Origin of the sequence: Acidovorax sp. SDU_ACID1 (genome assembly GCF_045291395.1) — a bacterium.
Taxonomy (GTDB): domain Bacteria; phylum Pseudomonadota; class Gammaproteobacteria; order Burkholderiales; family Burkholderiaceae_C; genus MR-S7.
The window spans coordinates 2067095-2079935 of record NZ_CP152342.1 but is presented as its reverse complement, the minus strand read 5'-3'; the positions used below and the strand labels follow the sequence as shown (position 1 = coordinate 2079935).

Annotated in this window: 10 protein-coding genes and 1 pseudogene; 3 read left to right on the top strand and 8 right to left on the bottom strand. The window is 69.2% G+C overall.

What is annotated here, in order from left to right:
- Nucleotides 1-51: 51 nt before the first annotated feature.
- The 3 genes and pseudogenes from AAG689_RS10190 to AAG689_RS10180 form a co-directional block, all read right to left on the bottom strand.
- The gene (locus tag AAG689_RS10190) at nucleotides 52-1170 is read right to left on the bottom strand and encodes an HlyD family secretion protein (protein ID WP_406625837.1); all 1119 of its coding nucleotides are present in this window, start codon (nucleotides 1168-1170) and stop codon (nucleotides 52-54) included.
- Nucleotides 1167-2914, bottom strand: a pseudogene (locus tag AAG689_RS10185) (MFS transporter). The gene AAG689_RS10190 and the pseudogene AAG689_RS10185 overlap by 4 nt, the downstream one beginning before the upstream one ends.
- Nucleotides 2911-3465 (bottom strand): TetR/AcrR family transcriptional regulator, encoded by a 555-nt coding sequence (locus AAG689_RS10180; RefSeq protein ID WP_406625836.1) that lies wholly within the window; start codon nucleotides 3463-3465, stop codon nucleotides 2911-2913. Before AAG689_RS10180 ends, AAG689_RS10185 begins: the two are co-directional and overlap by 4 nt.
- Nucleotides 3466-3585: 120 nt before the next feature.
- Between AAG689_RS10180 and AAG689_RS10175 the strand changes: the two genes are divergently transcribed.
- A complete protein-coding gene (locus AAG689_RS10175) occupies nucleotides 3586-4470 on the top strand; it encodes a pirin family protein (RefSeq protein ID WP_406625835.1) in 885 nt (294 codons plus the stop codon).
- A gap of 67 nt (nucleotides 4471-4537) precedes the next feature.
- Here AAG689_RS10175 and AAG689_RS10170 read toward each other — a convergent pair whose 3' ends face one another.
- From AAG689_RS10170 to AAG689_RS10160, 3 genes are all read right to left on the bottom strand, one after another.
- Nucleotides 4538-5389 carry a MinD/ParA family protein gene (locus tag AAG689_RS10170; protein ID WP_020227488.1) on the bottom strand — a complete coding sequence of 284 codons (852 nt, stop codon included), beginning with the start codon at nucleotides 5387-5389 and terminating at the stop codon, nucleotides 4538-4540.
- Between the two features lie 10 nt (nucleotides 5390-5399).
- The gene (locus AAG689_RS10165) at nucleotides 5400-6173 is read right to left on the bottom strand and encodes a GGDEF domain-containing protein (RefSeq protein ID WP_406625834.1); all 774 of its coding nucleotides are present in this window, start codon (nucleotides 6171-6173) and stop codon (nucleotides 5400-5402) included.
- 165 nt (nucleotides 6174-6338) lie between these two features.
- On the bottom strand, nucleotides 6339-6563 hold the full coding sequence (locus tag AAG689_RS10160; RefSeq protein WP_406625833.1) for a YdcH family protein: 225 nt from the start codon (nucleotides 6561-6563) through the stop codon (nucleotides 6339-6341).
- A 142-nt stretch (nucleotides 6564-6705) separates the two neighbouring features.
- On the opposite strand from AAG689_RS10160, the gene AAG689_RS10155 reads away from it, so the two are divergent.
- Nucleotides 6706-7644, top strand: a complete 939-nt coding sequence (locus AAG689_RS10155; protein ID WP_406625832.1) for a DNA ligase — start codon at nucleotides 6706-6708, stop codon at nucleotides 7642-7644.
- A gap of 7 nt (nucleotides 7645-7651) precedes the next feature.
- On the opposite strand, the gene AAG689_RS10150 is transcribed toward AAG689_RS10155, so the two are convergent.
- The gene (locus tag AAG689_RS10150; protein ID WP_406625831.1) at nucleotides 7652-10003 is read right to left on the bottom strand and encodes an Orn/Lys/Arg decarboxylase N-terminal domain-containing protein; all 2352 of its coding nucleotides are present in this window, start codon (nucleotides 10001-10003) and stop codon (nucleotides 7652-7654) included.
- 135 nt (nucleotides 10004-10138) lie between these two features.
- Complete coding sequence (gene fabI / locus AAG689_RS10145) at nucleotides 10139-10939, bottom strand: enoyl-ACP reductase FabI (RefSeq protein WP_406625830.1); 801 nt, start codon at nucleotides 10937-10939, stop codon at nucleotides 10139-10141.
- Nucleotides 10940-10984: 45 nt separating this feature from the next.
- Between fabI and AAG689_RS10140 the strand changes: the two genes are divergently transcribed.
- Nucleotides 10985-12805 carry an extracellular solute-binding protein gene (locus AAG689_RS10140; protein ID WP_406625829.1) on the top strand — a complete coding sequence of 607 codons (1821 nt, stop codon included), beginning with the start codon at nucleotides 10985-10987 and terminating at the stop codon, nucleotides 12803-12805.
- Nucleotides 12806-12841 lie beyond the last annotated feature (36 nt).

Here is a 12841-nt window from a genome sequence, read left to right as displayed (position 1 = left end):
GGGCGCAGGCGGCCAGCAGCAGCGAGAGAGCCCCGGCGCTCAGGCGTGCATTCATGGCTGCTCCCGGGCCGGGGCCGTGTCGATGCGCGCGACGACCGACATGCCGGGACGCAGCCGCTCGGCCAGGGGCTGATCGGGGTCGATGGCGATCTTGACGGGCAGGCGCTGCACGACCTTGGTGAAGTTGCCGGTGGCGTTGTCGGCCTTGAGCACGCTGAATTCCGAGCCGGTGGCGGGGGCGATCTCCAGCACCTTGCCGGTGAGGCGCTTGCCTTCGAGCGCATCGACGGTGAAGCTGGCGGCCTGGCCCGGGCGCACGTGGGCCATCTGCGTTTCCTTGAAGTTGGCCGTCACCCAGAGCTGCCGGGGCACGACGAAGAGCAGCTGCGAGCCCGCCGCCACGTACTGGCCGACGCGCACCGAGACGTCGCTGGCCTGCCCGTCGGCGGGCGCGTGCACGGTGGTGTTGTCCAGGTTGATGCGCGCCTGGCGCACCTGGGCCTGGGCCATCTGCACCTGGGCTTCGAGCGCGGCGCGGTTCACGGTGGTGGCCTTGATCTTCTCGGCGGCGATGGCGATGTCGGCCTGGGCCTTGTCCACGTTGGTGGCGGCCAGCTTGGCGGCGGCGCGCACGCGGTCGCGCTCGCTCAGCGAAACGGAGCCGCGCGCGGCGAGCTCCTCCACGCGGCGCAGGTCGGCCTGGGCGCGCTCGGCCTCGGCGCCGACGGCGGTCAGGCCCGCGCGGCTGGCCTGCTGCGCGGCGCGGTTCTGCGCCTGGGTCTGGTCGGAGTTGGCGAGCTGCGCCTGCGCGTTGGCCAGCTGCGCCTGGGCCAGCGCCAGCGCGGCCTCGTAGCTGCGTGTGTCGATCCTTACCAGCGGCTGGCCGGCGGCGACCTGCTCGTAGTCCTTGATCAGCACCTCGGTCACGTAGCCGTTGACCTGCGGCGCGAGCACCGTGACCTGGCCGCGCACGTAGGCGTTGTCGGTGGAGATGACGTGGCTGTGGAATGGCCCGAGGTCCCAGGCGCGTAGCACGAGCAGGATGCCGGCCACGGCGACGGCCAGGGCGACGAGCGCGCTGCGCAGCGTGGGGCGCGTCTTCTTGGGCGTGGGGGAGGGGCCTGGCGCGGCTGGAGTCGGCACAGGTGGGGTGGTGGCGTTGTCGCTCATGGTGTTTTCTCGTTGGAAGGGCCGGAGGCCGATTCGGGCTCGGGCGCGTCGGTGATCGCTGCGTCGGTGCCCACCTCGCCGTCGGCCCCGCCCGCCGTGGCGGGCTGGTTCTGCAGGGCGGCCCGGGCGGCGGCGCGCTGGGCCCGGCGGGCCTGCCAGAGCGACCAGGCCAGGTAGGCGAAGGCCACCAGCGCCACGACGTGGAAGACGTCGTTGTAGGCGCGCACGTTGGCCTCGCGCCGCACGACCTGGCCGAGCTGCGCCGCGCCCTGCGCGGCACGCAGCTGCGCGTCGCCCACCTGGGGGGCCAGTGCCTGCTGCTGCAGCTGCAGGCGCGCGGCCACCACCGGGTTGGCAGGGTTCACCTGCTGCGTCAGGGCCACGGAATACTGCTGCTCGCGGAAGGTCTGGTAGGTGCCCAGCATGGCCGAGCCCGCCAGCCCGCCCAGCGCCTGCGTGAGCGAGATGGTGATGATGGCCGTGAGCATGTGGTTGGGGCCGTACTTCAGGCCCTGCACCACGCCCGTGAGCATGAGCGGCCCCATGAAGATGCCCGAGCCCATGGCCAGCAGGAACTGGCTGACGTAGAAGTCCGCCGGCCGGTCCAGGCTGGTGCGGCCGAAGTCCATCACCGCTGCCACGCCCAGCAGCACGAGGGCGGCGAGCAGCTGCCGGCCCACGTTGTCCACCGTGAAGGTGAGGCTGGACAGCGCGATGCCCGCCACCGTGCCCACGAGGATGACCGCGAACAGCGGCTGCATCTGGTCGGGCGCCATGCCCAGCGTGCGCAGCATGCCGACCACGCCGTAGCTCTGCTCGGTGGTCAGGAAGCGCAGCACGATGGCGCCGATCACGAAGCGCACGGTGGCGCTCTGGGTGAACCAGCGCGTGTGCAGCAGGGGTTGGTGCGGTGGTGCTCCAGGTACAGCCCCGCGCACAGCAGCGCGATGGCGCCCGAGAGCATCCACGCCAGCTCCGGCGCGTTGCTCCACCAGCGGATCGTGCCCTGCACCAGCACGGCCACGAGCAGGCCCACGCCGGGGATCAGCAGCGCCATGGACAGGAAGTCCAGCCGCTCGAAGGCCTTGATGCGCACGCCCGTGGGCAGCTTGAGCATCACCACGGCGGCGAAGGACAGCAGGGCCAGGCCCGCCTCCAGCAGGTACAGGTTGTGCCACTGCCCGTGCTCCAGCAGGCTGGGCGAGAGCACCCAGGCGAGCGGAGTGGCCACCTGGGAGATGCCCACGCCCAGCACCAGCATCTTGAGCACGTAGGTGCGCGGCAGCGCCTGCAGCATGTAGAGCGTGCCCAGCGACGTGCAGGCCGCCGCCGCCAGACCGCTGGCGGCGCGCAGCAGCAGCAGGCTTTGCGGGCTGCCCAGCAGCAGGTGCAGCACCGACAGCACGGCGTACACGCCCAGCCCGATCTCGGCGAAAAGCCGCATGCCGTACTGCTGGCGGAACTTGTAGACCAGCAGGTTGGCCGTGACATTGAAGGTCACGTAGGCGCCCGTGAGCCATGCGGCCTCGGCCGAGGTCAGCCCCAATTGCCCCTGGATGGTGGGCAGGTTGGCCGTGAACAGCGCATTGCCCAGGCCGCCGGTCAGCCCGACCAGCACGGCCACCAGCGCGTAGCAGGCGCGCTCCCACGGCGGGTGGTAGGGCATGGCGGGCGAGCCGGGCAGGGTAGGCTTCTCGTGCTCTTCCCAGTCGGGCGGGCGCTGCAGATAGACGGGCTGCGTCATGGCAGGGGGCGGAGCCCGTGGGTGAGAAAGTCGAGGGCGCGCTGCACCAGCCGGCGGCGCTCGGCTTCGGTGGCGCCGCGCAGGGCCGCGCCCAGCATGCCGGAGAGCAGCGTCAGATCCTGCGGCTCCACGTCGGCGCGCAGCAGGCCGGCGGCCTGGCTGCTGCGCAGCGCGTCGGCGAAGGCGCCCGCGGCGCGCTCGCGCACGGGGGTGAAGCGCGGGTCGCGCAGCCCGGTCGTGCGCCAGTAGTCCGACAGCGCGGGCGAATGCACGATGCGGTCGGCCAGGTACTGCAGCAGCACGAAGAAGGCGTCCGGCTGGCCGCGCAGGCTGTCCACCTTGGCGTGCAGGCGCTCCACGGAGCGTTCCATGAGCGCGAGCAGCAGCGCGTGCCGGTCGGGGAACTGCCGGTACAGCGTGGCGCGGCCCACGCCGGCCTGGGCCACCACCAGCTCCAGCGGCGCATGCACGCCGTGGATGCGGAACACGGCGTCGGCCGCGTCCAGCAGCTGCGTGCGGCGGGTGGCGGCGTCGGGGCGCTTGGTGGACATGGGGGTGAATTTTCGGACAAAGTTGTCCGTTTTTTCGGCGCCGCCGAAATAACCCTGGCCCCGCGCTGGGCATGCCTTGGCGGGAACGCGTTTACAGTGGGCCGAGGAGGTATCGACACCATGACCCAGCCGCTGCGCCTGACGGGGCATTTCAAGGACCTGGGCGGCGGCTTCACCGTGCGCCGCCTGCTGCCCGCGCTGCAGTGCCGGTCGGTGGGGCCGTTCGTGTTCTTCGACCACTTCGGGCCGGTGACGGTGGCGCCCGCGTCGGAATTCGACGTGCGCCCGCACCCGCACATCGGCCTGGCCACCGTCACCTACCTGTTCGAGGGGGTGATCCTGCACCGCGACAGCCTGGGCTCGGTGCAGCAGATCGAGCCCGGCGCGATCAACTGGATGACGGCCGGGCGCGGCATCGTGCATTCCGAGCGGCGTCCGCCGGCGCTGGCCGGCAGCACCTACGTGAACCACGGCATCCAGCTCTGGGCCGCGCTGCCGCAGGCGCACGAAGAGGCGGAGCCGGCCTTCGTCCACACCCCGGCGGCGGACATTCCGCACCACCAGGGCGAGGGCTGCACCGTGCGCGTGCTGGTCGGCTCGGCCTTCGGGCTGGCTTCGCCCGTCGCCACGCTCGCGCCCACGCTCTACCTGGACGTGCAGCTCGCGCCGGGCGCAGGGCTGGAGCTGCCTGTGCTGGCGCCGGAGATGGCGCTCTACACCGTGGACGCCGGCCTGGTGCTGGACGACGAACGCATCGACGCCCAGACGCTGGCGCTGCTCGCGCCCGGACAGGCGGCACACCTGCGTGCCGGGCCCGGGGGCGTGCGCTGCGTCGTCATCGGAGGGGCGCCGCTGGACGGCCCGCGGCATATCTGGTGGAACTTCGTGTCCAGCAGCAAGGACCGCATCCTGCAGGCCGCGCAGGCCTGGGAGGACGACCGCCTGGGGCATGTGCCCGGCGAGACCGAGCGCATCCCGCTGCCGCCGCGCCATTTCAAGCCTTGAACGCCGAATCACCCCCAGCGCTTGCGTGGCAAGCGCGGGAAGCTCCCTTTCAGGAGCGCGGGCCGCGTCAGGCGGCAGGCTTGAGCAGCGTGGACTCGACCTTGTTGGCCAGCTGGGCCACCGCCAGGGCTGCGGGGCAGCCGGGCATCTGCTGCAGCAGGAGCTGGCGGCGCATCACGGCGTCGCGCACCGAGGGGTCGGCCGGGATGTCGCCCATGTGGATCAGCCGCATGGGGCGGCCGGAATCGGTGGTCACGAAACGGTCCAGCACCTGCTGCAGCTGGCTGGTGATGGCCCGGCCGTCGCCGGCGCGCGCGGCCTGGTTGACCACCATGCGCACGTGCTGGCGCTTCTGCTGGGTGGCCAGCACCTTGATGGCGGCATAGGCGTCGGTGAGCGAGGTGGGCTCGGGCGTGGCCACGATCAGCACCTCGGACGCGAGCGAGACGGAGAACAGCACCACGTCGGAGATGCCCGCGCCGGTGTCCAGCAGCACGACGTCGTAGCGCGGCGCGAGGGTCTGGATGACGTTGAGGAATTCGCTGCGCACCTCGGGCGTGAGGCGCGAATACTCCACCATGCCGGAGCCCGCCAGCACCACGGAAAAGCCTCCTGGCGCCTCGATCACGGCATCTTCCAGCTGGGCCTTGCCGGTGAACACGTCGTGCAGGGTGATCTTGGGGTGCAGGTTCAGCACCACGTCCAGGTTGGCCAGGCCCAGGTCGGCGTCCAGCACCAGCACGCGGTGCCCGCGGCGCGTGAGCGCGGCGGCCAGGTTGGCGGACACGAAGGTCTTGCCGACGCCGCCCTTGCCGCTGGTAATGGCAATGATGCGTGCTTCGGCCGGGGAGGCGGCTTGGGGGGCGGGCATGGGCGAGCCGGCAGGGGAAGTCGGTTGCGGGGACAGCGCGTCGTTCATCGCTTGGCTTTCAAAAGGCGCTGCCTGTGGGAGTGTCCAGAGGTGGGGGCAGGTCGCCCCAACCCGAGGGAGTGTATAGCGGGCCGAACAGGAGGCTTTTCTCCTCGGCGCTTACCGTGCTGTCGGGCTGCTCCTCGATGCTGATCCGGTTGCGCCCGCCCTGCTTGGCCTTGTAGAGTTCGGCGTCGGCGCGGTCGATCCAGAGCGGGGCGGTGCTGCGGATCCACTGCAGCGCGAATGCGCCGCCGATGCTCACCGTGACGTTCAGCGTCAGCGTGGGCGAGATGCGCACCGGCGTGGATTCGATCGCGCGGCGCACGCGCTCGGCCACCACGCGGCCGAAGCCGAACTGGCAGGCGGGCAGGATGACGGCGAACTCCTCGCCGCCGTAGCGGGCCACGGTGTCCATGGGGCGCAGGCACGACTCGAGGGTGTGGGCGACCGACTGCAGGACCATGTCGCCCGCCAGGTGGCCGTGGACGTCGTTGACGCGCTTGAAATGGTCAATGTCCAGCATCAGCAGCAGCGCCGCTTCGCCGGAGCGGGCCACGCGGTCGATCTCGCTTTCCAGCACCGACCGCAGGTGCCGCCGGTTCGGCAGTCCTGTGAGAGGGTCCTTGAGCGACAGCTCGCACAGGCCGTCGATGAGGTTCTGCAGGTAGCGCAGCGGCGTGTCGGCGCGCAGCGGCAATTCGGAACCTATGGACTGCGCTACCAGCGCATGTGCGGTGCCCAGACGCAGGTCGCTGAGCTTGACGGTGGCGGTGTACGCAGGCTTAGACACAAAGTGAAACAAATGGCTCTGCGCCGAGTGTAGCAGCGTCCGTAAAACCCGGCGTGGGCCCAGCCTGCCGGTATACGTGCTCCTCCATGGCGCAAGCGCAGTCCGGGCAGGCGCAGGCAGCTATCGTTTCCGGAGCAACTAGGCCGGGCAGAGCGGAAACGATGCTCAGGCTTGCGCGCCCTCCGCGCTGCGCAGGTGCGCGTAGATCCGGTCCTTGAGCTGGAGCTTTTCCTTCTTCAGGGTCTCGATCTCCACCGCCGTGGCCTGGACGACGCGCGACTCCATGTTCTTGATCAGCTGATCCATGTCGTTGTGCTTGTCGAACAGGCGGGTGAAGTGGGCGTCGCTGCCCTTGAGCTTGGTGATCAGTTCGCGGTATTCGGGAAACATCGGCTCTCCTGGGGTTGCTGGCGATTCCATTCTAGAGAGGCGCCCGGTCCGTGGTATTGCGGCGCGAACACACCGTGATCTGGATCAAGCGGGGAAAACCACGGCCACACGGCGCGCGGGCGCGCGTGAGAATTCCGGTGCCATGCGACCGTCCCCTGTTTCCTGCCTGCAGCGCCTATCCATGGGGCGCGGGCAGCTGTGGTTTCTGGTGCTCCTCGGCACGGCGCTGGCCCGCGCGCAGCCTGCGCCGCCCACGCTGGCGCAGCACTATCGGCCCGGCATCGACGTGGCAGCCTACTGGGTCAGCGAGAAGTACGACGGCGTGCGCGCGCTGTGGACGGGCACCGAACTGCAGAGCCGCCAGGGCCTGCCGATCCGCGCCCCCGCATGGTTCACCGCGGGCTGGCCCGCCACGCCGCTCGACGGCGAGCTCTGGGCCGGCCGCGGCCGCTTCGACGCAGCGCAGTCCGCCGTGGCCCAGGCCGTGCCGCAGGATGCGCAGTGGCGCACGTTGCGCTACATGGTGTTCGACCTGCCGGGCCACGCGGGCGGCTTCGATGAACGCCTGCCGGCACTGCGCCGTACCGTGGCCGCGCTGGGCCAGCCCTGGGTGCAGGCCGTGCCGCAGTGGCGCGTGGCGAGCCACGCAGCGCTGATGAAGCAACTGCACGACCACGAGAAGGCCGGCGCCGAGGGCCTGATGCTGCGCCGCGCCGATGCACCCTACCGGGGCGGGCGCAGCGACGACCTGCTCAAGCTCAAATCCTTCGACGACGCCGAGGCCGTGGTCGTCGGCCACGCGCCCGGCAAAGGCAAATACGCGGGCCAGACCGGCGCGCTGGTCGTGGAGCTGCCGGACGGCCGCCGCCTGCGCCTGGGCAGCGGCCTGCCCGATGCGCTGCGCCGCGCGCCACCGCCCTTGGGCACGGTGGTGACCTACCGCTACAACGGCACGCACGCGAGCGGCCTGCCGCGCTTCGCGCGCTTCTGGCGGGTGCGTGCGGATGCGCCGCCCGCGTCAGAAATATCAGGAAAATCGGCTGCCAGCGCCCGCCAGACAAGCGCTGGAAGCTCCCGATAAAGTAGCGTCAGATGGTGCGGCCGAACGGGCCGTCGCTGCCCACCTGCACCAGCTTGCCCTTGGGCTTGGCCGTGCGGCCTTCCTCGGCCACGCAGTCGGCGTAGTAGCGCACGTGGCCGTTGTCGTCCTCGATCTCCACGAGGCCGTGGATGTCGGTCTCGAAGCCGGGGCACATCTTGGCGAATTCGCGCGCGAACTTGAGGTAGTCCACGATCTTCTTGTTGAACACCTCGCCGGGGATCAGGAGCGGAATGCCGGGCGGGTAGGGCGTGATCAGGCTGGTGGTGATGCGGCCTTCGAGGTGGTCGATCTCCACGCGCTCGGTCTTGCGGTGGGCGATGTGGGCGTAGGCGTCGCTCGGGTTCATCGCGGGCGTGAGGTCCGAGAGGTACATCTCGGTCGTCAGGCGCGCGATGTCGTACTTGGCGTAGAGCTGGTGCACGTGCTGGCACAGGTCCTTGAGGCCCATGCGCTCGTAGCGCTTGTGCTGCTGGCAGAACTCCGGAAGGATGCGCCACATGGGCTGGTTCTTCTCGTAGTCGTCCTTGAACTGCTGCAGCGCGGCCAGCAGCGTGTTCCACCGGCCCTTGGTGATGCCGATGGTGAACATGATGAAGAAGCTGTAGAGGCCCGTCTTCTCCACCACCACGCCGTGCTCGGCGAGGTACTTGGTGACGATGCTCGCGGGAATGCCGGTCTTGTCGAACTTGCCGTCGAGGTTCAGGCCCGGCGTGACGATGGTGGACTTGATCGGGTCCAGCATGTTGAAGCCGTCGGCGAGCTGGCCGAAGCCATGCCACTTGCTGCCGTTCTTCCTGCCCTTGCCGTCGCTGCGGATGATCCAGTCCTCGGCGCGGCCCACGCCCTCGTCGGCGAGCTTCTCCGGGCCCCAGACCTTGAACCACCAGTCGTCCTTGCCGAACTCTTCCTCCACCTTGCGCATGGCGCGGCGGAAGTCCAGGGCCTCGACCAGGCTTTCCTCCACCAGCGCGGTGCCGCCGGGCGGCTCCATCATCGCGGCGGCCACGTCGCAGCTGGCGATGATGCTGTACTGCGGGCTGGTCGAGGTGTGCATCAGGTACGCCTCGTTGAACAGGTGGCGGTCCAGCTTGGTGGTCTGGCTGTCCTGCACCAGCACGTGCGATGCCTGGCTGATGCCGGCCAGCAGCTTGTGGATGGACTGCGTGGCGTAGACCACCGAATGCTGCGGACGCGCGCGCTTCTTGCCCATGGCGTGGTAGCTGCCGTAGAACGGGTGGAAGGCCGCGTGGGGCAGCCAGGCCTCGTCGAAGTGCAGGTTCTCCACGTAGCCGTCGAGCATGCCCTTGATGGTCTCGGTGTTGTAGAGCACGCCGTCGTAGGTGCTCTGCGTGAGCGTGAGCACGCGGGGCTTGACCTTCTTGGCATCCACGCCCTTGAGCAGCGGGTTGGCCTTGATCTTGGCCTGGATGGCCGCCGGCTCGAACTCGCTTTGCGGGATCGGGCCGATGATGCCGAAGTGGTTGCGCGTGGGCTTGAGGAAGACCGGGATGGCGCCGGTCATGATGATCGAGTGCAGGATGGACTTGTGGCAGTTGCGGTCCACCACCACCACGTCGCCGGGCGCCACGGTGTGGTGCCAGACCATCTTGTTGCTCGTGCTGGTGCCGTTGGTCACGAAGAAGCAGTGGTCGGCGTTGAAGATGCGCGCGGCGTTGCGCTCGGATTCGCCAATGGCGCCGTTGTGGTCCAGCAGCTGGCCCAGTTCCTCCACCGCGTTGCACACGTCGGCGCGCAGCATGTTCTCGCCATAGAACTGGTGGTACATCTGGCCCACGGGGCTTTTCAGGAAAGCCACGCCGCCCGAGTGGCCGGGGCAGTGCCAGGAATAGGAACCGTCTTCCGCGTAGTCCAGCAGCGCCTTGAAGAACGGCGGCTGCACACCCTCCAGGTAGCTCTTGGCCTCGCGGATGATGTGGCGTGCGACGAACTCCGGCGTGTCCTCGAACATGTGGATGAAGCCGTGTAGCTCGCGCAGGATGTCGTTGGGCAGGTGGCGCGCGGTCTTGGTCTCGCCGTGCACGTAGATGGGCACGTCCACGTTCTTGCGGCGCACTTCCGCGATGAAGGTGCGCAGGCTGTGCACGATCGGGTCCTGCCCGGTGCCCAGCGTGAATTCCTCGTCGTCGATCGAGAGGATGAACGCGCTCGCGCGGCTTTGCTGCTGGGCGAACTGCGACAGGTCGCCGTAGCTGGTCACTCCCAGGACTTCGAAGCCCTCCTGCTCGATGGCCTGCGCCAGCGCACGGATGCCCAGGCCGGAGGTGTTCTCGGAACGATAGTCCTCGTCGATGATGACGATGGGAAAGCGGAATTTCATGCGCTGCCTCCGGCAACCGGGTGAGAAAAACGAAACAGGCGCGAGTGTAAGGAATCTACGTGATCGGCCCGTGAAAGAAAGCGCCCCGCAAGCCGCTGCGGGCCTGCGGGGCGCTGGAGCAGCAGGCGGCCGGGCTTACACCTGGTCCGCCGACAGGCCGGCGGTCTGGCTGAAGCCGCCGTCCACGTAAGTGATCTCGGCCGTCACGCCGCTGGCGAGGTCGCTCAGCAGGAAGGCGGCCACGTTGCCCACGTCCTCGATGGTCACGTTGCGGCGCAGCGGGGCGGCGTCGGCCACGCGGCCGAGCAGCTTGCCGAAGTCCTTGATGCCGCTGGCCGCCAGGGTCTTGATGGGGCCGGCGCTGATGCCGTTGGCACGGATGCTGCGGCCGTCCGTGGTGCGGCCCACGGCCTCGGCCAGGTAGCGCACGCTGGCCTCCAGGCTGGCCTTGGCCAGGCCCATGGTGTTGTAGTTGGGAATGGAGCGCAGCGCGCCCAGGTACGACAGCGTGAGCAGCGAGGACTTGTCGTTCAGGTGGGGCAGGGCGGCCTTGGCCATGGCCGGGAAGCTGTAGGCGCTGATGTCGTGCGCGATGCGGAAGCCCTCGCGGGAGAGGCCTTCGAGGAAATTGCCCGCGATGGCCTCGCGCGGCGCGAAGCCGATGCTGTGCACGAAGCCGTCGAACGTGCCCCAGGCGGCGGCGAGGTCGGCGAACATCTTCTCGATCTGCGCATCGTCGGCCACGTCGCAGTCGAAGACGAGCTTGGAGTCGAACTCTGCGGCGAATTCGGTGATGCGGTCCTTGAAACGCTCGCCCACGTAGCTGAAGGCCAGCTCTGCGCCCTGCTGGTGGCAGGCCTTGGCGATGCCGTAGGCGATAGAGCGGTTGGACAGCACGCCCGTGACGAGCAGCTTCTTGCCGGCGAGGAAACCCATTGTTGTTCTCCTGAGGATGCGGTGTGTGTGATGCAGAATTGTCGCATGCGGTACCGGCTGATCTGTTCACTGTCCTTCCTATGTCTGGCCCCGTTGCTGGCGTGCTCCGCATGGGCGGCGCACGCCTATGCGCTGTGGGGCGAGCCGAAGCTGCCGGCGGGTTTCACCCACTTCCCCTACGTGAATCCCGACGCGCCCAAGGGCGGCGAGCTGCGCCTGGTGAGCAACCTGCGCGTGTCCACCTTCGACAAGTACAACCCGTTCACGATCCGCGGCAACGCGCCCGCCTACCTGAGCGAGCTGATGTTCGACACGCTGCTGTCTGCCTCGCTGGACGAGCCGGCCACGGGCTACGGCCTGCTGGCCGAGGACGTGGCGGTGGCGCCCGACGGCCTGTCGGCCACCTTCCGCCTGCGGCGCGCGGCGCGCTTCCACGACGGCAAGCCCGTGCTGGCGCAGGACGTGAAGCACAGCTTCGACACCCTGGTGGGGCCCTACACCTCGCCTGCCTACAAGACCCTGATGTTCGAGGTGGCCGGCGTGGACGTGCTGGACGAGCGCACCGTGCGCTTCCGCTTCAAGCAGCCCAACCGCGAGCTGCCGCTCACGGTGGGTACATTGCTGCCGGTGTTCAGCCGCGACTGGGGCAAGGGCAAGCCCTTCGACCAGGTGGTGATGGAGCCGCCCATCGCCAGCGGCCCCTACCGCGTCGGCCCCGTGAACTTCGGCAAGGACATCACCTACGTGCGCGATCCGCAGTACTGGGCGCGCGATCTGCCCGTGCGCCGCGGCACGGGCAACTTCGACCGCATCCTGGTCAAGATCTACAAGGACAACACGGCGCGGCTGGAGGCGCTGAAGGCGGGCGAGTTCGACCTCATGCGCTTCTTCAGCGCGGGCGACTGGGCGCGGCGCGTCAATGGCCGCAAGTTCGATTCGGGCGAGCTCGTCAAGGGCGAATTCGCCAACAGCCTGCCCACCGGCTTCCAGAGCTATGTGCTCAACACCCGCAGGCCCTTCCTGCAGGACGTGCGCGTGCGCGAGGCGCTGGGGCTGGCGTTCGACTTCGAGTGGATGAGCCGCCAGCTGTTCTATGGCGCCTACCGGCGCGTCAACGGCATCTTCGGCAACACCCCGTGCGAGACCCGCGGCGAGCCATCGCCGCAGGAGCTGGCCCTCATGGAGCCCTACCGGCAGGAGATCCCCGCCGCCGCCTTCGGCCCCATGACCGTGCCGCCCAGCACGGACCCGCCCTCGTCGCTGCGCGCCAACCTGCGCCGCGCGCAGGAGCTGCTTCGGCAGGCCGGCTGGGAGGTCAAGGGCGGCGTGCTGCGCAACGCGCAGGGCCAGGCCATGGAGCTGGAATACCTGGACAGCGGGGAGACGCGGATCAACACGGTGGCCTCGTGGATGCGCAACCTGGCCAAGCTCGGCATCACGCTGCGCTTTCGTGCAGTGGACTACGCGCTCTACCAGCAGCGGCTGCAGAAGTTCGATTTCGACATCACCACCATCGCCTACCAGGGCACGCTCAACCCGGGGCAGGAACTGGCCGACCTGTTCGGCTCGCGCGCGGCCGACACCGAGGACTCGGGCAACTTCCCCGGCGTGCGCAGCCCGGCGGTGGACGCCATGGTCGGCGCCATCGTGGGCGCCAAGTCGCAGGAGGCGCTGCTGCCCGCTTGCCATGCGCTGGAGCGCATCATCGCCCACGGCCACTACCTGATCCCGCAGTGGTACGGTGCTACCCACCGCATGGCCTACAACGCCTGGCGCCTGCAGCGGCCCGACGTGGTGCCACCGTATTCTCCCGGCGAGCTGTGGGCCATCGGCACCTGGTGGGCCGCGCCGGCAGCGAAGCCCTGATGCTCCTTGAATAATAGCTGCCAGCGCTTGGTGGAT

Excerpts from the sequence above, each read along its gene's own strand:
- AAG689_RS10170 (WP_020227488.1), bottom strand. The coding sequence starts at position 5,389 with ATGAACGACGCGCTGTCCCCGCAACCGACTTCCCCTGCCGGCTCGCCC.
- AAG689_RS10190 (WP_406625837.1), bottom strand. The coding sequence starts at position 1,170 with ATGAGCGACAACGCCACCACCCCACCTGTGCCGACTCCAGCCGCGCCA.
- AAG689_RS10150 (WP_406625831.1), bottom strand. The coding sequence starts at position 10,003 with ATGAAATTCCGCTTTCCCATCGTCATCATCGACGAGGACTATCGTTCC.
- AAG689_RS10140 (WP_406625829.1), top strand. The coding sequence starts at position 10,985 with ATGCGGTACCGGCTGATCTGTTCACTGTCCTTCCTATGTCTGGCCCCG.
- AAG689_RS10180 (WP_406625836.1), bottom strand. The coding sequence starts at position 3,465 with ATGTCCACCAAGCGCCCCGACGCCGCCACCCGCCGCACGCAGCTGCTG.
- AAG689_RS10175 (WP_406625835.1), top strand. The coding sequence starts at position 3,586 with ATGACCCAGCCGCTGCGCCTGACGGGGCATTTCAAGGACCTGGGCGGC.
- AAG689_RS10155 (WP_406625832.1), top strand. The coding sequence starts at position 6,706 with ATGCGACCGTCCCCTGTTTCCTGCCTGCAGCGCCTATCCATGGGGCGC.
- fabI (WP_406625830.1), bottom strand. The coding sequence starts at position 10,939 with ATGGGTTTCCTCGCCGGCAAGAAGCTGCTCGTCACGGGCGTGCTGTCC.
- AAG689_RS10160 (WP_406625833.1), bottom strand. The coding sequence starts at position 6,563 with ATGTTTCCCGAATACCGCGAACTGATCACCAAGCTCAAGGGCAGCGAC.